Annotated in this window: 19 protein-coding genes and 2 tRNA genes; 12 read left to right on the plus strand and 9 right to left on the minus strand. The window is 68.5% G+C overall.

Going from position 1 to position 18,861, the window contains the following annotated elements; all coding sequences use genetic code 11:
- Window positions 1-10 precede the first annotated feature (10 nt).
- Together RZ1_RS02425 and RZ1_RS02430 are read left to right on the plus strand one after the other, a co-directional pair.
- Window positions 11-84 (plus strand) — tRNA-Ile (locus RZ1_RS02425).
- A 136-nt stretch (window positions 85-220) separates the two neighbouring features.
- Window positions 221-293, plus strand: a tRNA-Ala gene (locus tag RZ1_RS02430).
- Window positions 294-384: 91 nt separating this feature from the next.
- Here the strand turns inward: RZ1_RS02430 and RZ1_RS02435 are convergent.
- The 3 genes from RZ1_RS02435 to RZ1_RS02445 all read right to left on the minus strand — a co-directional run bounded on the left by RZ1_RS02435 (window position 385) and on the right by RZ1_RS02445 (window position 2,692).
- Window positions 385-741 carry a hypothetical protein gene (locus RZ1_RS02435; protein WP_072808926.1) on the minus strand — a complete coding sequence of 119 codons (357 nt, stop codon included), beginning with the start codon at window positions 739-741 and terminating at the stop codon, window positions 385-387.
- Window positions 742-883: 142 nt separating this feature from the next.
- Window positions 884-1,591 carry an ABC transporter ATP-binding protein gene (locus tag RZ1_RS02440; protein WP_072808927.1) on the minus strand — a complete coding sequence of 236 codons (708 nt, stop codon included), beginning with the start codon at window positions 1,589-1,591 and terminating at the stop codon, window positions 884-886.
- 33 nt (window positions 1,592-1,624) lie between these two features.
- Window positions 1,625-2,692 carry an ABC transporter permease gene (locus RZ1_RS02445; RefSeq protein ID WP_072809140.1) on the minus strand — a complete coding sequence of 356 codons (1,068 nt, stop codon included), beginning with the start codon at window positions 2,690-2,692 and terminating at the stop codon, window positions 1,625-1,627.
- A gap of 128 nt (window positions 2,693-2,820) precedes the next feature.
- Here RZ1_RS02445 and RZ1_RS02450 point away from each other — a divergent pair, with 128 nt between their 5' ends.
- Together RZ1_RS02450 and RZ1_RS02455 are read left to right on the plus strand one after the other, a co-directional pair.
- Complete coding sequence (locus tag RZ1_RS02450; RefSeq protein ID WP_072808929.1) at window positions 2,821-4,032, plus strand: sensor histidine kinase; 1,212 nt, start codon at window positions 2,821-2,823, stop codon at window positions 4,030-4,032.
- Window positions 4,029-4,655 carry a response regulator gene (locus tag RZ1_RS02455; RefSeq protein WP_072808931.1) on the plus strand — a complete coding sequence of 209 codons (627 nt, stop codon included), beginning with the start codon at window positions 4,029-4,031 and terminating at the stop codon, window positions 4,653-4,655. Before RZ1_RS02450 ends, RZ1_RS02455 begins: the two co-directional genes overlap by 4 nt.
- A gap of 117 nt (window positions 4,656-4,772) precedes the next feature.
- On the opposite strand, the gene RZ1_RS02460 is transcribed toward RZ1_RS02455, so the two are convergent.
- Window positions 4,773-5,762: a pirin family protein gene (locus RZ1_RS02460; RefSeq protein WP_072808932.1), complete on the minus strand. Its 990-nt coding sequence runs from the start codon at window positions 5,760-5,762 to the stop codon at window positions 4,773-4,775.
- Window positions 5,763-5,851: 89 nt separating this feature from the next.
- On the opposite strand from RZ1_RS02460, the gene RZ1_RS02465 reads away from it, so the two are divergent.
- Entirely contained in the window at window positions 5,852-6,325 is a 474-nt protein-coding gene (locus RZ1_RS02465) for a carboxymuconolactone decarboxylase family protein (protein ID WP_072808934.1), read from the plus strand.
- Complete coding sequence (locus RZ1_RS02470; protein WP_238071762.1) at window positions 6,313-6,555, plus strand: LLM class flavin-dependent oxidoreductase; 243 nt, start codon at window positions 6,313-6,315, stop codon at window positions 6,553-6,555. The genes RZ1_RS02465 and RZ1_RS02470 overlap by 13 nt, the downstream gene beginning before the upstream one ends.
- Here RZ1_RS02470 and RZ1_RS02475 read toward each other — a convergent pair.
- The 3 genes from RZ1_RS02475 to RZ1_RS02485 are packed head-to-tail and all read right to left on the minus strand — an operon-like array spanning window position 6,552 to window position 8,976.
- Window positions 6,552-7,136 carry a TetR/AcrR family transcriptional regulator gene (locus RZ1_RS02475; protein WP_072808935.1) on the minus strand — a complete coding sequence of 195 codons (585 nt, stop codon included), beginning with the start codon at window positions 7,134-7,136 and terminating at the stop codon, window positions 6,552-6,554. The genes RZ1_RS02470 and RZ1_RS02475 overlap by 4 nt on opposite strands.
- Before the next feature lie 26 nt (window positions 7,137-7,162).
- Window positions 7,163-7,849 (minus strand): ABC transporter ATP-binding protein, encoded by a 687-nt coding sequence (locus tag RZ1_RS02480; protein WP_072808937.1) that lies wholly within the window; start codon window positions 7,847-7,849, stop codon window positions 7,163-7,165.
- Window positions 7,846-8,976, minus strand: a complete 1,131-nt coding sequence (locus RZ1_RS02485; RefSeq protein ID WP_072808938.1) for an ABC transporter permease — start codon at window positions 8,974-8,976, stop codon at window positions 7,846-7,848. Before RZ1_RS02485 ends, RZ1_RS02480 begins: the two co-directional genes overlap by 4 nt.
- 137 nt (window positions 8,977-9,113) lie before the next feature.
- Between RZ1_RS02485 and RZ1_RS02490 the strand changes: the two genes are divergently transcribed.
- The 4 genes from RZ1_RS02490 (at window position 9,114) to RZ1_RS02505 (ending at window position 12,400) form a co-directional block, all read left to right on the plus strand.
- On the plus strand, window positions 9,114-9,611 hold the full coding sequence (locus RZ1_RS02490; RefSeq protein WP_072808939.1) for a hypothetical protein: 498 nt from the start codon (window positions 9,114-9,116) through the stop codon (window positions 9,609-9,611).
- An 80-nt stretch (window positions 9,612-9,691) separates the two neighbouring features.
- Window positions 9,692-10,210, plus strand: a complete 519-nt coding sequence (locus tag RZ1_RS02495; RefSeq protein WP_072808941.1) for a copper chaperone PCu(A)C — start codon at window positions 9,692-9,694, stop codon at window positions 10,208-10,210.
- On the plus strand, window positions 10,203-11,384 hold the full coding sequence (locus tag RZ1_RS02500; protein ID WP_072808943.1) for a Dyp-type peroxidase: 1,182 nt from the start codon (window positions 10,203-10,205) through the stop codon (window positions 11,382-11,384). Before RZ1_RS02495 ends, RZ1_RS02500 begins: the two co-directional genes overlap by 8 nt.
- A gap of 41 nt (window positions 11,385-11,425) precedes the next feature.
- Window positions 11,426-12,400 carry a R2-like ligand-binding oxidase gene (locus RZ1_RS02505; protein ID WP_072808944.1) on the plus strand — a complete coding sequence of 325 codons (975 nt, stop codon included), beginning with the start codon at window positions 11,426-11,428 and terminating at the stop codon, window positions 12,398-12,400.
- 71 nt (window positions 12,401-12,471) lie between these two features.
- Here RZ1_RS02505 and RZ1_RS02510 read toward each other — a convergent pair whose 3' ends face one another.
- Window positions 12,472-13,581, minus strand: coding sequence for a hypothetical protein (locus RZ1_RS02510; RefSeq protein WP_072808946.1), 1,110 nt, complete (start codon window positions 13,579-13,581; stop codon window positions 12,472-12,474).
- 138 nt (window positions 13,582-13,719) lie between these two features.
- Between RZ1_RS02510 and RZ1_RS02515 the strand changes: the two genes are divergently transcribed.
- Window positions 13,720-15,363 carry an alpha/beta hydrolase gene (locus RZ1_RS02515; RefSeq protein WP_174565153.1) on the plus strand — a complete coding sequence of 548 codons (1,644 nt, stop codon included), beginning with the start codon at window positions 13,720-13,722 and terminating at the stop codon, window positions 15,361-15,363.
- Window positions 15,364-15,493: 130 nt separating this feature from the next.
- Window positions 15,494-16,789 carry a lipase family protein gene (locus RZ1_RS02520; protein ID WP_072808948.1) on the plus strand — a complete coding sequence of 432 codons (1,296 nt, stop codon included), beginning with the start codon at window positions 15,494-15,496 and terminating at the stop codon, window positions 16,787-16,789.
- Window positions 16,790-16,846: 57 nt separating this feature from the next.
- On the opposite strand, the gene RZ1_RS02525 is transcribed toward RZ1_RS02520, so the two are convergent.
- Window positions 16,847-18,790, minus strand: coding sequence for an acyl-CoA dehydrogenase family protein (locus RZ1_RS02525; RefSeq protein ID WP_072808949.1), 1,944 nt, complete (start codon window positions 18,788-18,790; stop codon window positions 16,847-16,849).
- Window positions 18,791-18,861: the final 71 nt, after the last annotated feature.

Genomic DNA, 18,861 nt, shown 5'->3' on the forward strand with positions numbered 1-18,861 from the left:
ATCGGTTCGAGGGCCTATAGCTCAGGCGGTTAGAGCGCTTCGCTGATAACGAAGAGGTCGGAGGTTCAAGTCCTCCTAGGCCCACTCCCCGTGCCGAAAGGGCAGCCAGCATGAAGGTTCTCGCATTCGTGGGAGCTGCCGTGCTGGTGGTCATCGGAATCGCTCGGATGCTCCGCAGCGAAGACGAGTGGCACGAGGTCACCAGCCGCTGACGGCGGACGGGGCCTTAGCTCAGTTGGTAGAGCGCTGCCTTTGCAAGGCAGATGTCAGGAGTTCGAATCTCCTAGGCTCCACAATCGAAGACACAGGTCAAGGGCGTTTTCCGAGAGATCGGGAAGCGCCCTTCGCTCGTTCCTGCCCACTCCGAGCCAGGTCCGGGAACTTCTACTGCCCGAACGTGAAGCGCAGATCGGCGTTGATCAACTCGTTGATCCGCTTCCGCATGCGGACAACAACCTCATCGTCCGGGACCGGGTCGTCGACGAACAACGACCAGTGCAGACTGGTGCCACCGCGCCCGCCGCTGAGCTCGAAGCGAATCCGTGCATCGGGACGCCACGGCCACAGCGAGCTCCACACGACCAGACTCGGTTCGACGGCATCGAGGACGACGGGTCGCTGTTCGTCGTCGCGCAGAAGCAGCCACGGACGGGTCGGGTCGCGGTCCGGATCGATGATCGCTTCGTAGACCACGTGAGGTGGTGGTGGCTGGGAGCGACGCCGGCTGGCGATTGTGGGCATATCGCACGGTATCTCGCGGTATCGCGCTCACCGGGCCGATCTCGACGAGAGCCGGCGCGCCCGCGCGGCGTCGATCAGGTCTGCGCTGGTGCGTGCGTGCCGGGCGGCCGAGTCCGTGCGCCGCCGGCAGGCACGGAGTCGCCTACCTCTGTCCGGAGGCTGCTGTGGACACGTGGCTGAATGTAGGAAACAAAGCACCACTGCGCATTCCGTAGACACGATCGACGAACGTGAGCTGACTCAGGTCGTGGGTGACCATCACGGTCGCCACGTCGAGGTCTCGGCTCAGGTCGGCGAGCAGGGCAACGATCTCACGGCTGCGGTCCTCGTCGAGGGCGGAAGTGGGCTCGTCGACCAGCAACACCGAGGGGTCGTTCATCAGCCCACGGGCAATGACGACCCGTTGCCGTTGGCCGCCCGACAGCTGATGGGGCCGCCGGTTGAGTTGGTCTTCCAATCCCAGCGACCGCAGCAGTTCCTGGGCGCGGGCCCGGCTGTCGCGGACCGATCCACCGGCGAGGTGTGCCATCATCTCCAGTTGCTCGACCGCGGTCAGCGACGGCAGCAGGTTCGCCTGCTGGAACACGAAGCCGATCTTCTCGCGTCGCATGGTGGTGCGCTCGCCGCGGCCCAGGCCCGACATGTCGGTGCCATCGATGACCACGCGCCCGGAATCGGGGGTGATGAGCAGGCCGGCGACGGCGAGCAGGCTCGACTTGCCGGACCCGGACGGGCCGGTCACGGCGACGAACTCGCCTCGCTGGACGTCGAAATCCACATCGTCGAGGGCGCGCAGGCGGTCGTCGCCGTCGGGATAGGTGAGGACGACGTTGCTCAGACAGATGCTCATGTGCGGGGTCCTTTCGGCTTCGGTCGGGGTGAGTTATCGGGCGGCGCTGAGCGCAGTGAGCGGGTCGACCTTGACGATGCGGATCAGGGAGGCGGCTGCGCCGATCGTGCCCATCGCGACGAGGGCGAGGAACGGCGCCACCGTGGTCGAGACCGTGAGTGCAAACGGAACGGTCTGCGCGACAACAGCGCCCAGACCGAGCGCGGCCAGGGTTCCCAATCCGGCACCGAGTACGAGCACGATCAGGCTCTGGCCGAGCGCGTCCCGGAGGAGGTAGCGGGTGGAGGCTCCAACCGCCTTGAGTAGGGCGAGGTCCTGACTGCGCTGGATGGTCCACACGGTGAAGAACGCGCCGACCACCAGGGCGCTGACGATCATCAGCATCGCCTGCATCAGCAGCAGTGATCCACGCTCGGAGGAGTACGACCCGATCGCGTTCAGCGCGCTGCCGGTGTCGGTGATCTCGGTCCCGGTTGCGGCGCCGACCGTGCCGGCGTCGAATCCGCCGGCCGTGCGCAGGGCCACGACGGTGCCGTCGCTGCCGGTGGCCGACGGCAGCGACATCCAGGAGTCGTGGTCCATCCAGACCACCGCCTGGTGGCTGTAGAACGAATCCTCGACCAGGGCGGCGATGGTGAAGTCCGCGCCGCCGATCGTGATGCGGGTGCCGGTCGGCCAGCCGTTGTCGTCGGCGAGGCCGGCATCGATCGCTACCGAGCCGGGATCGAGCGTTGCCGGGGACGCGAAGGAGTGCCCGTCGACGCCGAAGGCGGACGCGGTGACCTCGCGGCCGTCGACGCTGATCCGGGTGGGAGCGATCCCGATGATCGCCGCGGCCTCGACACCGTTCGCGGCGGTCAGCTCCGACAGTTGCCGCGTGGTCACCGTCGACTCGGCGAACGAGAGCGCCTGCCCGTCGTTGGGCGCGCCGAACGCGAAGTGGTCGGCGCCGATGCTCGTGATCGCGGCGACGGATCGGTCACCGAGGCCGGATGTGAGTCCGGACAGCATGACCACCATCAGCGAGATGAGAAACAGGGCCGAACCCATCAGGGCGAATCGACCCCTGGCGAAGCGGAGATCTCGGAGGCTCAGGAACATGTATCCCAGCGTCGTGGAGAGAAGCAGGTGCGGCATCGCGCATCGGTTGGGTTCGCCGATCCATCGAAAGTTGGAGATCGGTGTGCGGGGCGGCCCGACGACGCAGAGACGGTGTTAGCGTCGGCGAAATGCACACAACCGACGTGTACCACCCGGGCGGTGTCGCACCTGTGCTGCGCGCCATACAGGTCGGCGCTCACCTCCTGTTCTTCCTGCTCCTCGCGGTCGGTGTCGGCAGGACCGTGGTCGACGGCACCCGTCCCGTTCCGGTGGTCGTCCTCGCCGTTGCGGTGGCGGGGTGGTACGTCGCCGGGATCTGGTTCGTCCGACGCAGCGGGGCGCGGTCCGGGCCGATCCAGCGGCGGCCCGGGCAGATCTGGCTCGCGGTGCTCGTGGTGGGCTGGCTGGTGCTGGTGGTGTCGGACCCCAACTTCGTGTGGGTGGCCTTCGCGCTGTTCTTCTTGTGCTTCCATCTGCTTCCGACGCCGGCGGCGCTGGCGGTGACGATCGCGCTGACCGGGGTGTCGATCGCGGCGTCGCTGTGGCACGGCGCCCCCAACACCACCGCCTCGATCCTGGGGCCGGTGTTCGGTGGGGCGGTCGCGGCCGGCATGGCCGTCGTGTATCAGCAGTTGGTGCGGCAGTCGGTGCAGCGGCAGCAGTTGGTGGACGAGCTCACCGAAGCGCACCGGGAATTGCTCGCCGCACAGGACGAACTGGTTGCCCTGCAGCGCGAAGCCGGGGCGCTGGCCGAACGGTCTCGGCTCGCCCGCGACATCCACGACACTCTGGCGCAAGGGTTTTCGTCGATTTTGCTGCTCTCGCGTGCCGGGCAGCGCGCCCCCGACGACACCGCGGTGATCTTCACGCAGATCGCCGACACCGCACAGCAGAACCTCGTCGAGGCCCGCCGGGTCGTGGATGCCCTCGCGCCCGCTGCGCTCGAGGCCGCGCCGCTCGAGGCCGCGCTGGGGCGGCTGCTCGACCAGCTCACCGAGCAGACCGGGATCATGGGTGAGTTGCTTACCGATGGCGAAACGGTGGCGCTGCCGATGGACTACGACGTTGCGCTGTTGCGGGTCGCGCAGAGCGCCCTCGCCAACGTGCGTCTGCATTCGCGGGCCCGGCGGGTGCGGGCGACCTTGAGCTACGCGGCCGACGAGGTCCGGCTCGACATCGTCGACGACGGTGTGGGTTTCGGAGAGCGTGAGTCCGGTGGTTTCGGTCTCCGGTCGATGCGGGATCGGCTGGTCGAACTCGGCGGCACCCTTGTCGTCGAATCGGCCCCCGGCGACGGAACGGCGGTCGCGGCAACGCTTCCCATCGGGAGAGTCGCATGAGCGCGGTGCGGGTGCTGCTCGTCGACGATCATCCCGTGGTGCGGGCGGGGCTGAATGCCCTGCTGTCGTCGCAGGACAACATCGTGGTGGTGGCGGAGGCGGCATCCGGGGAAGAGGCGGTGGCATTGGTACCGGAAGCGAAACCGGATGTGGTGCTGATGGATCTGCGTCTGGGAGCGGGGATCGACGGAGCCCGGGCGACGGCGGAGATCATGGCGGCAGCCGATCCGCCACGGGTCGTCGTGCTCACCACCTACGACACCGACACGGACATCCTGCGCGCCGTCGAGGCAGGCGCAGCCGGCTACCTCCTCAAAGACGCCGACCCGAAAGTCCTGATCGAATCGGTGTTCGCGGCGTCGCGGGGGGAAACGGTCCTGGATCCGGACGTGGCGCAGCGCCTCTACCGTCGCATGCAGCAGCCCCGCGCCGATCTCAGCGCCCGCGAGATCGAGGTGCTCTCGCTCGTGGCAGAGGGGTTGTCGAATCGGGCCATCGCCAAGCGGCTCTTCGTCAGCGAAGCGACCGTCAAATCTCATTTGGTGCATGCGTTCACCAAACTGGATGTCGACAATCGCACCGCCGCGGTGGTCGCGGCCCGTGAACGAGGCCTGATCAGCTGAGGCCGGAAACCGACCCGAATTGTCAAGTGCCCCAGCGGAGATGGTGAAGTCCGACCAAGCGGATCCGCATGCTCGTGACGATCGGGCTGCTGCCGGCACGATCGCGGTAGCGGGCGGCTAGCGAGGATTCCGGCGCGGACGCAGCTGCGCGTTCGGCAGCGAGGGCGCGGGCAGTCTCGCGACCTTTCCCCGATAGCCCTCGACCCGGCCGAACCGGTCCGATTCGCGTTGCCACGCGTCGCGGAAACGGACGATTTCCTCGTGGTTGCGTCCCACGAAGTTCCACCACATGACGATCTCCTCGCCGAACGGGGTGCCGCCGAGCAGTACGACACGGGCGGGGGAGTCGCCGAGGTTCGCCAGCGTCAGCAACGACGCGCCGGTGCCCACGTAGCCGAGCATGCTGCGCGACAGTTGCGTGCCGGCGAGACGGACGGTGCCGGTGTCGACGAGGACACCGTGCTCGAAGGCCGGGTCGATGTCGAGGCGCAGGTCCGCGCCCGCGTCGAGGGTGATCTCGGCGCCGAGTAGCGGGGTGAACGTCTCCACCGGCGACGTGGCGCCCGCGAGCGAGCCCAGGAAAACCTTGGCGGTACCGCCGTCGAGGTGCGTCGTCTCGGGTGCGTGGTGCTGGAAGTTGCGGGGTGCGTCGCGGGCGGCGTCGGGCAGCGCGACCCACAGCTGGACCCCGTGCAGCGTCGTGGTGTCCGGGGTGGACACCTCGGAATGGCAGATTCCGTGGCCGCCGGTCATCAGGTTGACCTCGCCCGGCCGGACGATCGCGTGGACACCGTGACTGTCGCGGTGCTCGATCTCGCCGGTGAACAACCAGCTCACCGTCTGCAGCCCGGTGTGCGGGTGCGGCGCCACATCCATGCCGCCCGTGGTGGCGACGTCGTCGGGTCCGTAGTGGTCGGCGAAGCACCATGCGCCGATGAGCGACCGTTGCCGCTGGGGGAGGGTCCGCCGGACCGGCATCGCGCGGGGACCGCCGAGCGGCACCTCGCGGGAGGTGAGGATCTCGACGCGGGGATGACCGGCTTCGTCGTGCGGGGACGGGCGGGTCTCGCAGGTGGTTTCGACGGGATGGACATCGGCGTTGCTCATGGTCCGAGCCTGCCATCGATCTCGGCCGGGCGAGAAGCCGATGCCGGAATCGGCGGTCGCCGTCGGGGACGATGGCAGACAATCGTTCCATGACGGGTCCGGGACGCATCCCCATCGACAAGCAGACCCGCGCGGTGTACCGGGCCCAGGTCGCCGTCGCGGTGGCCGTGCGCGACGCGGTGTCGGAGGCGGGTTTGGACCGCACGCTCGTCGAACTGGTGAATCTGCGGGTTTCACAGATCAACGGCTGCGCCTATTGCCTGGACGTGCACACCCGCGACGCGTTGAAGGGCGGTGAGAAGCCGCAACGCATCGCGGTGCTGCGGGCGTGGCGGGACACCGAACTGTTCAGCGGCGCCGAACGCGCCGCGCTCGAACTGGCCGAAGCGGTGACGACGCTGCCGTCGTCGTACGAGCAGGACCGCGCCTACACCGAGGCGCGGCGGCATCTGACCGACGATCAGTTCTCCGCGATCGTGTGGGTCGCGATCGCGATGAATGCGTTCAACCGGGTCTCGATCGTCAGCCGGCACCGTGTCGACCCGGCGTCGTGGAAGTCCTGACCATGCCGGATTGCGGTCAGGAACTGCGATTCGGGACATCCCTCACCCCGTCCGCCGCCGATCCGGCGGCGGTGGTGGAGTTTGCGCTCGTCGCGGAATGGGCAGGGCTGGATCTGGTGACCGTCCAGGATCACCTGTACCAGCCGCGGTTCCTCGACACCTGGACGTTGCTGACCTGGATCGCAGCCCGCACCGAACGCACTGTTTCACGTGAAACACGCGCCGACTAGAGAGCGGTGCGCTCCGATCCCAACGCGGCCAGATTCCGGATGGTGCCCAGGACCTCGTCGAGGCTGCGGCCCGCTTCGATCAGCTCGGTGCCCTTGTAGACGAGCGCGTTGATGAACTCCGCGGTCAGTTCAGGATCGGGCCGGCCCTGCTCCCGCAACGCGTCGAGCAGGGGGAGGACCAGTTCCTCGTGCATCGCGTGCATGCGTTCGTTGGTGAACGCCTGCGGCGTGAAGGTCGCGAGGGCGCCGACGATGGCGTGCTCGCCGTCCGCGACGAGTTGCAGGTTCACCTCGATGTAGGCCAGGACCCGTTCGGCGGGCTCGGCGACCGCGCTCATCGCCGCCACGATCCTGGCGCTCCAGCGCGGGAACATGTCCTCGACGACGGCGCGCAGCAGGTCGTCGCGGGACCCGAAGTAGTGGTAGATGCTGGTCCGGGCCAGACCCGCCCGCACGGCGACATCGCCGAGGGACGGGGCCCGGTCCGGGGTTTCCGCCAGATATTCACGCGCGGCGTCGAGGAGGGCCCGGCGTTGTGCGGCGCGGTGTTCGACGACCGTCGCCGCGGAGATCTTCGGCACGGACCCTCCTCTCGTATCCGGCGGTGTCAGTCGTGCGGCCGCAGCCCGCCGTCGACCATTTCCAGGACCCGGTCGCAGTGCTCGAGCACGTCGTGGTCGTGGGTGACCATGATCGTAGCGACCCCGGCATCGTGGGTTTCGCGGGCGAGCAGCTCGACGACCTCGTGGCTGCGTTTGCGGTCCAGCGCGGCCGTCGGTTCGTCCACGAGCAGCAGCGACGGCCGGCTCATCAGTGCCCGGGCGATGCCGACGCGCTGGCGTTCGCCGCCCGACAACTGCCCCGGCCGACGGTCGGCGCGGTGACCCATGCCGACGGATTCGAGCAGTTCGTCGGGGTTGCGGCCGTCGCGTCCGGTGATCTTCTCGACGAGCCGGAGCTGGTCGCGGGCAGTGAGCGCCGGGATGAGATTCCCGGACTGGAAGACGAACCCGATCCGCTCGCGGCGCAGCCGGGTGAGCTCGCGCGGCTTCAGGTCGGTGAGATCGACGTCGTCGACGGTGACGGTGCCGGAGGTGGGCCGGGTCAGGCCGCCCGCGACCGCGAGGAGGCTGGACTTGCCGGCGCCGGACGGCCCGACGATCGCGACGAGTTCCCCGGCCGCGACCTCGAGGGTCACGTGATCGAGGGCGTGCACGGTGCTGTCGCCGTCACCGAAGTTCAGGCAGGTGTCGTTCAATGCCAGTCCGGCGCGGGTGGTGGTTGCGGCGGTCAACGGTTTTCTCCCAGTGCGGTGAGGGGATCGACTCGGGTGATGCGGACGACGGCGACGGCGGCTCCGACGAGACCGAGCACGATGAGCAGCATCGCGCCCTGCACGATGGGTCCGCTCTCGAGGGCGAACGGCATGCCGGAGCCGTCGAGGCCGGAGCCGAGTCCGAGACCGAGGAGCACACCGACGGCGACGGAGGCGACGAGCACGACGACGGCCTGCAGCAGTCCGTCGCGCAGCAGGAAGCCGGTGGAGGCACCCATCGCGCGCAGCACCGACAGTTCGCGGCTGCGCTGCACGGTCCAGATGCTGAAGAACGCGCCGACGACGAGCGCGGAGATCGCGTACAGGAATGCCTTGATCATCGACATGGTCATCATCTCGGCGGAGTAGCCGGGCGACGCGTCGAACGACTCCTCGAGCGTCTTGGACGCGGTGCCCGCGGCGGAATCTCCGGCGGCGAGGTCGGGCAGTTCACCGTCGACGCCCTGCAACGCGACGACGCTGGCCTCGTGGTAGATGTCCGGCTGCGGTTGCTCACCGACCTTGACGCCGGCGTGGATCTCCTGCCAGGTGGACAGCGGCACGTAGGCGACGTCGACGTGCCCGAAGGTGCGCTTGTCGGCGGTGAACCCGACGACGGTCAGCTCGGTGCCGAGCCGGTCGAGGATGACCGTGTCGCCGAGTTCGATGCCGGCGTCGCGGGCACTGTCGCTGACGATGATGTCGGTGTCGCCCTGCAGGGCGCTTCCCTCGGCGGCGGCCGGCTCGAGGAACGATCCGGGTTCGATGCCGAACAGGGTGAGGTCGACGGGGATGCCGGCGCCGGTCTTGGCGTTGACGATCGCGTTGCCGAACAGGGCGGCGTCCGCGACGTCGGGCCGTTCACGCCAGGCGGCGGCCTGCTCGTCGGTGACGACGGAGCGGGAGAACGCGGAATCGGTCTTGGTGCCTTCCGCGAACGCGAAGGCCTGGACCGGGGTGCGCTGCAGCGCGGACACGCCGTCGGTGACCAGGCCGGAGGACAGGCCGGACAGGATCACCATCAAGATCGAGATGAGCGCGACGACCGCACCCATCAGAAGGAATCGGGTGCGCGCGAACCACAGTTCGCGCAGGGTCAGGAACATGCTGGTCCTTCGCAGACGGGGTCGGTGAGGTGCATCGAGTTTGTCGACGCACTGTCGCCATCATACCGACATGGTGTCGACAACTTGGGTGAGGGAGGTTACTACCCGCAGTAGTAGGAACTGCGTATCCTGTGCACATGAGTACCGCCGAGAATTTCGTCGCGCGAGTGCGCGGCGGATTCACCGGTGCCACCTCCGGAGCCGTGAGCATCGCGGCGCACGCACTCGGCGGCGGCGGTACCCCCACCCAGAGCGCCGTCGCGCTGTTGATCGCGACCACCCTCGCCGTCGGTGTGGTGGCCGCCGGCACCCGATTGCCGCTCGCTGGGGTCCTCGTCGCCGGTCAGGTGCTCGGCCACCTCGTGCTCTCCTTCGACGCCGGCCACGCCCACATCCCCGGGCCGGCGATGATCGCCGGTCACGCCGCCGCGACCGCGGTGGCGGCGCTGCTGGTTGCGGCCGCCGAACGGGGCTGCCGGATCGCGATCGCCGCGTTGCGTCGTGTCGCGCCGAAACCGTTCACACCCCTCCCGGTGCGCGTCGCGGCGCCCGCACCTTCTTTCCGGCCGCCGGTCCTGCGCGGTCTGCTCCGGTCCGCCGGCATCGTCCCGCGCGGCCCACCCGTCACGGTCTGACCCCGATTCCTTTCCTTCCACGATCGCCCCGCGGGCGATCGCGCGCCCGAGTGCGCAACAGACCGATCCGGGAGACCCCCATGAAGAAGACGACGAAGATCCTCGCGTTCGCCGCGACCGCAGCGGTTGCGTTCACCGCCGGATGTGGATCCGAGGACACCGCGCCCACGACCGCGGCCGACACGATCGTCGTGTCGTCGGCGTGGACCAAAGCAGCCGAATCCGGCATGACCGGCTCTTTCGCCGAACTGGAGAACACCGGCGACCAGGACGTACAGGTGGTGGCCGTCTCGAGTCCGGTCTCGAGTCGTTCCGAACTGCACGAGATGGCTCCCGGCGCCGACGGTGGGATGGCGATGCGCCAGATGGATGGTGGGCTGACCATCCCCGCCGGAGGCGAGCACAGCCTCGCACCCGGCGCCGACCATCTGATGCTGATGGATCTGCTCGAGCCCGTCACCCCCGGCACCGAGATCGCGCTGACCCTCACGTTCAGCGATGGGTCGTCGACGGAATTCACCTCGCAGGTACGCGATTTCGCCGGTGGTCGGGAGAAGTACGTGCCGAGCACTCCCGAAGGCGCGAATCACGGTGGCTGAGCTGACCCGGCGGCGCCTGCTCGGGGGTGGCGCCGCCGCGCTCGGCGTGGTCGGGTTGGGTGCCGCCGGGATCGGCCGTGCCACCACCACCCGCGACGAGAAATCCCGCATCGTCGCGATCCACGGCAACCACCAGGCCGGTATCGAGACCGAACCGCAGGCATTCGCGGCGTTCGTGGCGTTGGACCTGCGGCCCGGCACCGATCGGCGCGATCTCGTCGGTGTCCTGAAGGTGTGGGCGCAGGACGCGCACCGGCTCACCACCGGTGTTGCGGGGCTCGGCGACTCCGAACCCGAACTCGCGGAGGACCCGGCTCGCCTGACCGTCACCGTCGGATTCGGTCCCGGAGTGTTCGGTCCGGGGGTGTTTGCGCCCGACGACGCGGCGAAACTTCGGCCCGAATGGCTGCGACCGTTGCCCGCGTTCGGGATCGACCGGCTCGAGGACCGCTGGAACGGCGGCGATCTGCTGCTGCAGGTGTGCGCGGACGACCCCGTCACGGTCGCGCACGCGGTGCGGACGCTCACCCGGACGGTGCGCTCGCAGGTCTCGGTGCGCTGGGTGCAGCGCGGCTTCCGGAACGCCGTCGGCACCCTCCCCGAGGGAACGACCATGCGCAACCTCATGGGCCAGGTCGACGGCACCGTCAATCCCGCCCCTCACAGCCCCGAATTCGACAGCCGGGTGTGGAACCCGGGGTCGCCGCCGTGGCTGGCCGGTGGTTCGTCGCTGGTGTTCCGGCGCATCCGCATGGAACTCGACACCTGGGAGGAATTGGACCGTCCGGCAAGGGAACTCACGGTCGGGCGGACACTGTCGAACGGTGCTCCGCTCACCGGCACGGCCGAGCGCGACGATCCCGATTTGGACGCGGTCGACCGGAACGGCATCCCGGTGATCCCACCGGAATCGCACATGGCGCGTGCCCGGCCGCGCAACGCGGACGAGCAGTTCCTCAGGCGCGGCTACAACTACGACGACGTCGACGGGACGGGCCTGCTCTTCGCGTCGTACCAGGCCGACGTCGACCGGCAGTTCGTGCCGGTGCAGCAGCGTCTGGCCGACCACGACGCCCTGAACCGGTGGATCACCCCGATCGGTTCGGCGGTGTTCGCGATCCCACCGGGGTTCGGCGTCGACGGCTATCCCGGCGAGACGCTGCTCGAAGGCTGAAAACGCCGATCGTGGCGGTGGAGCGGGGCTAGCCTGGACGGGTGACCGAGGTGACACCGCGGCGAGAAGGATTCGCGTCGTTGCGGGAAGGCGGACTCAATTGGGACGCCTTCCCGCTGCGCCTGTTCGCGAAGGGCAACGCCAAGTTCTGGGATCCGCTCGACCTCGATTTCTCGCAGGACGCTGCGGACTGGGTGGATCTGAACAGCGAACAGCAGCGCAGCTCCGCCTACCTGGTGACGCACTTCGCGGCGGGGGAGGAGGCCGTCACCCAGGACATCCAGCCGTTCCTGCGGGCGATGGCCACCGAGAACCGGCTCGGCGACGAGATGTATCTGACGCAGTTCTGTTTCGAGGAGGCCAAACACACCCAGGTGTTCCGGTTGTGGATGGACGCGGTGGGTCTGACCGGCGACCTGCTGCCCTACGTCGCCGAGAACCCCCACTACCGCGCCCTGTTCTACGAGGAACTGCCCGACTCCCTGCGGATCCTCGAACACGATCCCAGTCCGGCGAACCAGGTGCGCGCGAGCGTCACCTACAACCACGTCATCGAGGGCAGCCTCGCGCTCACCGGCTACTACGCGTGGCAGAAGGTGTGCACGACCCGCGGAATCCTGCCCGGCATGCAGGAACTCGTGCGGCGGATCGGCGACGACGAGCGCCGCCACATGGCGTGGGGAACGTTCACCTGCCGACGGCACGTCGCCGCAGACGACGCGAATTGGGATGTGGTGCAACAACGTATGGGGGAATTGCTACCGCACGCGCTCGGCGTGATCCAGTGGATCAACGATCAGTTCGAGGAACAGCCGTTCGGGTTGGACCCCGACGAGTTCGTGGCGTACGCCGCGGACCGGGCGCAGCGTCGGCTCGGGGCGATCGAATCCGCGCGCGGTCGCCCGGTCGAGGAGATCGACCTGGACTACACGCCCGAGACGCTCGAGGAGAAGTTCGGTGCAGAGGACGCCGCCGAACTCGCGGAGATTACCGAAAAGCGATCGGGCACCGGGTAGATCCTCGGGTATCCGGTCGGCGCTCAGCCGCCCCCACGACGGTCGCAGTGGACAACCGGACCCCTCGGTGCTCAGAGGAGAAATACGAGCAGCAGCACGACGATCAGCACGACGCCGATCAGGATCGGGATCAGCGGCTTCCGCGGCGGCGAGTCGGTGTCGTCCTCAGCGTTCTCGACCGCGACTTCGTCCTCGTCCGCCGGTTGGACGGCGAGCAGTCGCGCCGCCACGATGTCGTTCTCCCCGGCCTCGAGCATTTCCTGGGCCCGGATCCGCGCGAGCCCACCGGTAAGCACATCGGTCTGGTCGTACGACGGGGGAAGCCCGATGCGGGCACTGTTCGTTTCGCGTGCCGGAACGAAGCCGGCTGCCAGAATGGCCGCCCCCAGCGCGGCGGTCTGCTCCGGGCCCGGGCCGACGAGGGTGCGGACCGTCAGCTTCGTCGAGATGCTGTTCGCGATCTCCTGGATGCGCGAACGGTCGCGGGCGACGAGCCCGTCGCCCATCACCACGACCGCGTCGAGATTCGGGGGTAGCCACCCGAACGAACCGAGCGCGGTCGCCAACTGCGAGGCAGGAGACGGTGCGCCCTTCGTCGGTACCCGGAACGCCTTGCCGGCAGGAACTCCGGATCGCACCAGCGTCACCGTCGAACCGGCGTCGTCGATGTGGAAGACACCGATCAGCTGGCCCGGGGACTCGGAGATCTCGGAGGCGTACCAGGTCGCGGCGCCCTGGGCGTCCGAGGCCAGGTCGACGTGCCGCAACTCCGCGTAGTCGAGAGCCGCGCGCAACGACGCGACGGAGTCGGAATCCCAGTGTGAGGGATAGGTCGCGGTGTAGCCGGGTTCGGAACCGTCGTCGTCGCCGCCGAACGCCGGCAGCGGCTGAGTCTCGTTGAGCAGACACTGGATGGCGGTCGCCATCGCGTCCTCGGCCCGGTACACGCGGCCGTCGCTCGCCGTGACACCTGCGGGCTCGCCGACGCGGGCGAGGAACCCCGCGAGGGTGCGCGCCTCGTTGTCGGACGGGCGGGAACCGAGGGAGGTGGTGCCGTCCTCGTCGATGTGCAGGACCGTGTCGCGGGCGATCACCACCGGATCCTGGGTGCCGGGTTCGTTGGACGCCACCACTGCCGTGGAAACGACCCTGCCGATCCGGAGCCCGACCCCGATTGCCATGACAGCCCTCTCCCCTCACAGGTAACGAACCGCCTACATCTTGCTACCGAAACCGCCGATCGGGGCCCATACCGGACAGTATCCGTGTTACGGCGTGTCGATACGGACCGGACGGTTTCACCTCATACACTCCGGTAAATGACGGTTCCGATGCGCGCCCGGCCTTTCACGCGCTCCTTCCACCCGGTCGGACTCGCTTTTGCGCTGCTGTTCTTCGTGTGGTCGATGACCCCCTCTCTGTTGCCGCGCGCGTGGTACCTCCAGGGCGTCGCGACCGGGATCAGCATGGTGACCGGGTACGGCATCGGCTGCCTGGTCGCGTGGATACTGCGGCGCTGTGGTGTGCAGCCGGACTGGTCGCCGAGGACGCGCCGCATCGGCTGGTGGGTGCTCGCGGGTGTCGCGGCCGTGGTGATACCGACATTCTTGATCCTCGGATCGTGGTGGCAGCAGATCGTGCGCGATCTCGTGACCATGGAGCGGGTCGAACGGTCCCTCTATCTGCCGGTTCTGCTGATCGCGCTGGCGGTGGCGCTGCTGCTGCTGCTGATCGGGCGAGGCCTGCGGGCCGGTACGAACAAGCTCACAGGGTTCGTCGACCGCTACACTCCGACGCCGGTTGCGCGGGTGACCGCACTCGTGGTCGTCGTGGTATTGCTCGTCGTGCTCGTCAACGGTGCGCTCTACCGCGGCATTCTCGGCACCGCAGAGGAGGCGTTCGAGGCCGCCGACGCCGGGACCGCCGAGGGTGTGCAACAGCCGACCGCGCCGGAACGCTCCGGGTCGCCGGAATCGGGGGAGACCTGGGACACCCTCGGCCAGGAGGGACGCACGTTCGTTGCCGGTGGTCCGGATGCCGCACAGATCGAGGCCGTGACGGGACGACCGGCCCTCGAACCCATCCGCGCCTACGCGGGCCGGGAGTCGGCGGAGACGATGGAGGGCATCGCCGAGCGGGTCGTCGCCGAGTTGAAGCGCACGGGTGCATTCGACCGCAAGGCACTCGCGGTCGTGACGACGACCGGCCGGGGCTGGGTCAACGGCCGAGTCGCGGCCTCCTTCGAATACCTCAACGGCGGGGATTCGGCGATCGCGGCGATGCAGTACTCGTATCTGCCGAGCCCGCTCGCGTTCATCGCCGACCGGGAGTCACCGATGGAGGCGGGACAGGCCCTGTTCGAGGCCGTCTACGCCGTGTGGATCGATCTTCCCGAGGATGCCCGGCCGAAGCTCGTGGTGTTCGGCGAGAGTCTCGGGTCGTACGGCGGCCAGTCCGCGTTCGCGTCCGGTGCGGACCTGGTCGCGCGGACCGACGGGGCGTTGCTTGTCGGCACCCCCAACTTCGCGCAGCCGTGGGGGCGGATCACCGAGCAGCGGGACCCGGGTTCGCTCGAACGGCTGCCGATCGTCGACGAGGGCCGCAACATTCGTTTCGCCTCGAACCCGGACGATGCGAATCTGCCCGAGCCGTGGGAATTTCCGCGGATCGTGTTCTGGCAGCACGGCAGTGACCCGATCACCTGGTGGTCGTTCGATCTGTTGCTGCACCAGCCCGATTGGCTGCGTGAACCGCTCGGGCCCGATGTGGATCCGGGGATGCGCTGGATACCGTTCGTGACGTTCTGGCAGGTGACCCTCGACATGGTGTTCTCGGCCGAGGTGCCCGCCGGATTCGGCCATTCGTACGGCCCGGAGGCGGCGGACCTGTGGGCGGACATCCTCGCCCCCGAGGGATGGACGCAGGCCGATACCGACGCGGTGCGTGCCGCATTGGGTGGCTGACCTGGTTCTACGTCGCTTCCAGGCTGTCTCGATCGGATCTTACGGACCGGTAAGTTACGTGTTACAGTCCGTACCGCTTGTGTCGCAGGGCACAGATTTCGGATCGGAACACAGAACATCTGGGGGGAATATGGCGATCGGCCGTGTCGGACGCTGGTTCTCGGCGGCGGTGACGTCCGCCGCGGTGATGGGAAGCGTGCTCGCGGCTCCCGCGATCGCCGACGCCGCGGGCGACTTCTACGCGCCGCCGAGCCCGCTGCCCGCCGGCAACCCGGGTGACGTGCTGCGCAGCGAACCCTCGGACCTCGCGATCCGCGTCCCCACGACCAACGGGGTCTTCCCAGCCCAGGGCACCCGCCTGCTGTACCGCAGCCACGACGCCAACGGTGTTCCGAACGCGGTCGGCGGCACCTACCTCGAGCCGTCCACCCCGTGGTCGGGTCCGGGCGAGCGACCCCTCGTCGTGCTCGCGCCCGGTACCCAGGGTCAGGGCGACCGGTGCGCGCCGTCGAAGGCCCTGAACTACCTGGTGGACTACAACCCGCCCCTGGACCTGTTCACCGAATACGAATTGCTGTCCATCAACGTGATGCTGTTGCAAGGCATCGCCGTGGTCGTCACCGACTACGACGGTCTGGGCACGCCGGGACATCACACCTATGTGAACCGCCTCGCCGAGGGCCATGCCGTGCTCGACGCGGCGCGCGCGGCGCAGCAACTTCCCGGCACATCCATCCCGGACAACGGCCCGGTCGGCCTCTTCGGCTACTCGCAGGGCGGTGGCGCCGCTGCGGCGGCCGCCGAACTGGCTCCGAGCTACGCCCCCGACCTCGACCTGCGTGGCGTCTACGCGGGTGCCCCGCCCGCCGACCTCGCCGCGACCCTCGCTCAGATCGACGGCACCGCGCTGACCGGTGTGATCGGCTACACGATCAACGGCCTGCAGGAGGCGTACCCGGAGATCACCGACGAGATCGACGCCGAGATCAACGACCACGGCCGCGAGATGCTCACGCAGGTCGCGAACGAATGCGTCCCCGAGACGATCTTCCGGCACGGCTTCCAGCGCACGAGCGACTACACCAGGACCGGCGAGCCGCTCGCCGTCGTCCTCGAGCGCCTGCCCCAGGCGCAGGCCGTCGTCGACGAGCAGCGCATCGGCCGCCTGAAGCCGCAGGTCCCGGTGCTGGTGCAGCACGGCACCCAGGACGACGCCGTTCCCTACGGTCAGGGTCGTCAGCTCGCACTGGACTGGTGCGCACAGGGCGCGACCGTCCAGTTCTCGCCGAACCTGACCCCGCCGATCCTGCCGGGCTTCGTGATCAACCACCTGTCGCCGATGCTGATGAGCATGCCGGAGTCGGTGTCGTACATGATCGACCGTTTCCACGGGAAGCCGGCACCCTCGAACTGCGGCGGGTTCTGACGCCCTGACGAAAGGCCCGCACTTTCTGGAGTGCGGGCCTTTCGCGGTTTCGGGGATCTACTGGGTTCGGTTCCGGGTCTCGGTGAAGTGGCGGGCCAGGTTTTCCTCGGTCGACGGTCCCGGCGCCCAATCCGCGATCCACGGCCCGGTGCCCTCGCTCGGGTCGATCACGCCGTGTTCGAGCCACGCGTACCGGCCCTCGAGAACGCTGCCGGTCAGGCGCTGGTCGGCGTCGTCGGTGTTCGTCCACAACTCGTCGAACAACGTGTCGATGCGCAGCCGGGCCTGACGACAGAACACGTCCGCCAGCTCGAAGGCGCCGGCCGAGTCCGGGTGGCCGTCCGCCCGCTGCCGCTCGGCCCTCACACAGCACGCCGCCATCGCGAACAGTTCGGCGCCGATGTCGACGATCCGGCCGAGGAAGTTCTGCCGCTTCTCCAGACCGGCCTGCCACCTCGCCATCCCATAGAACGTGGATCGGGCGAGCTTGCGGGAGCAGCGCTCGATGTACCTCAGATGCTGCGCGAGCTGCCCGAACTCCGAGAACGAGGTCGGCAACTGCCCCCTGCCGGCGACGAGCTTGGGCAGCCACCTCGCGTAGAAACCGCTGGCCTTCGCGGCGGCCTTCGCCTTCTCCTCGACACCCGCCTTCGGGTCGGCGAGCTCGCCGGCCGCCTTCAGGTGCGCGTCCACGGCCTCCCGGGCGATGAGCAGCCGCATGATCTCGCTGGAGCCTTCGAAGATCCGGTTGATGCGCAGGTCTCGCAGCAACTGTTCGGCCGGGACCGCCCGCTCGCCACGCGCCGCGAGGGACGCGGCCGTCTCGTAGCCACGACCACCGCGAATCTGGACGAGTTCGTCGGCGATCCGGCAGGCCATCTCGCTGGACCACAGCTTCGCCAGCGCCGCCTCGATGCGGATGTCGTTGCGGTTCTCGTCGCACATCTGCCCGGACAGCTCGACGACGGACTCGAGCGCGTACGTCGAGGCGGCGATGTAGGAGATCTTCGCGGCGACCGCGGCGTGATCGCCGACCGGCCGGCCCCACTGCACCCGCGTTGCGGACCATTCGCGGGAGATCTTCAGCGACCACTTTCCGGCCCCCGCGCACATCGCGGGGATCGCGAGCCGTCCCGCGTTCAGCGTGGTCAGCGCGATCTTCAAGCCGTCGCCTTCGCGGCCGATCAGGTTCTCCTTCGGAACCCGCACCCGGTGCATACGGGTGACCCCGTTCTCGATGCCCCGCAGGCCCATGAACGCGTTGCGGCGTTCGACGGTGATGCCCGGCGAGTCCGCTTCGACGACGAACGCGGAGATGCCGCCGCGGCGATCCTCGCTGCGCGGCACCCGGGCCATCACGACGAGCAGTTCGGCGACGACCCCGTTGGTGGTCCACAGCTTCACGCCGTCGAGTTCGTACGCAGCGCCGTCCTCGACCGGGGTCGCGGTCGATGCGAGCCGGGCGGGATCCGAGCCCACGTCCGGTTCGGTGAGCAGAAACGCCGAGATCGCGCCGCGCGCGCAGCGCGGCAGGAATGCCTGCTTCTGCTCCGGTGTCCCGGCGAGTTTCAACGGCTCCGGAACGCCGATCGACTGGTGCGCGGACAGCAGTGCCCCGAGGCTGGGGTGCACGCTCGCGACGAGCATCAGGGCACGGTTGTAGGCGACCTGCGACAGTCCGAGCCCGCCGTACTCCGGTGAGATCTTCATGCCGAAGCAGCCCAGTTCGGTCAACCCGGCGACGTACTCGTCGGGGATTTGCGCGTCGCGTTCGATACGGGCGCCGTCCATCTCGAGGCAGAGCCGGCGCAGTTTAGTCAGGAACGCCTCGGTTCGGGCGTCCTCGTCGGGCGTGGGACGCGGAAACGGGTGGACGAGGTCGAGGGTGAGTCGGCCGAGGAACAGTTCTTTGGCGAACGAGGGTTTTTCCCATCCGGATTCGCGGGCCTCCTCGGCCACCGCCCGGGCTACTTCTTCGCTGATCTGGACTGGTTCTGGCATCGCAGGCCTCCACGATCGGGTTCCTACCGGCCAGTATCCACGTCGATGTGAGGTAAAACACGTATTCCGAA

Source organism: Rhodococcus zopfii NBRC 100606 = JCM 9919, from assembly GCF_001895025.1.
In the GTDB taxonomy this organism is placed as follows: domain Bacteria; phylum Actinomycetota; class Actinomycetes; order Mycobacteriales; family Mycobacteriaceae; genus Rhodococcus; species Rhodococcus zopfii.

Excerpts from the sequence above, each read along its gene's own strand:
- RZ1_RS02435 (WP_072808926.1), bottom strand. The coding sequence starts at position 741 with ATGCCCACAATCGCCAGCCGGCGTCGCTCCCAGCCACCACCACCTCAC.
- RZ1_RS02440 (WP_072808927.1), bottom strand. The coding sequence starts at position 1,591 with ATGAGCATCTGTCTGAGCAACGTCGTCCTCACCTATCCCGACGGCGAC.
- RZ1_RS02445 (WP_072809140.1), bottom strand. The coding sequence starts at position 2,692 with ATGTTCCTGAGCCTCCGAGATCTCCGCTTCGCCAGGGGTCGATTCGCC.
- RZ1_RS02450 (WP_072808929.1), top strand. The coding sequence starts at position 2,821 with ATGCACACAACCGACGTGTACCACCCGGGCGGTGTCGCACCTGTGCTG.
- RZ1_RS02455 (WP_072808931.1), top strand. The coding sequence starts at position 4,029 with ATGAGCGCGGTGCGGGTGCTGCTCGTCGACGATCATCCCGTGGTGCGG.
- RZ1_RS02460 (WP_072808932.1), bottom strand. The coding sequence starts at position 5,762 with ATGAGCAACGCCGATGTCCATCCCGTCGAAACCACCTGCGAGACCCGC.
- RZ1_RS02465 (WP_072808934.1), top strand. The coding sequence starts at position 5,852 with ATGACGGGTCCGGGACGCATCCCCATCGACAAGCAGACCCGCGCGGTG.
- RZ1_RS02485 (WP_072808938.1), bottom strand. The coding sequence starts at position 8,976 with ATGTTCCTGACCCTGCGCGAACTGTGGTTCGCGCGCACCCGATTCCTT.
- RZ1_RS02490 (WP_072808939.1), top strand. The coding sequence starts at position 9,114 with ATGAGTACCGCCGAGAATTTCGTCGCGCGAGTGCGCGGCGGATTCACC.
- RZ1_RS02495 (WP_072808941.1), top strand. The coding sequence starts at position 9,692 with ATGAAGAAGACGACGAAGATCCTCGCGTTCGCCGCGACCGCAGCGGTT.
- RZ1_RS02510 (WP_072808946.1), bottom strand. The coding sequence starts at position 13,581 with ATGGCAATCGGGGTCGGGCTCCGGATCGGCAGGGTCGTTTCCACGGCA.
- RZ1_RS02515 (WP_174565153.1), top strand. The coding sequence starts at position 13,720 with ATGACGGTTCCGATGCGCGCCCGGCCTTTCACGCGCTCCTTCCACCCG.
- RZ1_RS02520 (WP_072808948.1), top strand. The coding sequence starts at position 15,494 with ATGGCGATCGGCCGTGTCGGACGCTGGTTCTCGGCGGCGGTGACGTCC.
- RZ1_RS02525 (WP_072808949.1), bottom strand. The coding sequence starts at position 18,790 with ATGCCAGAACCAGTCCAGATCAGCGAAGAAGTAGCCCGGGCGGTGGCC.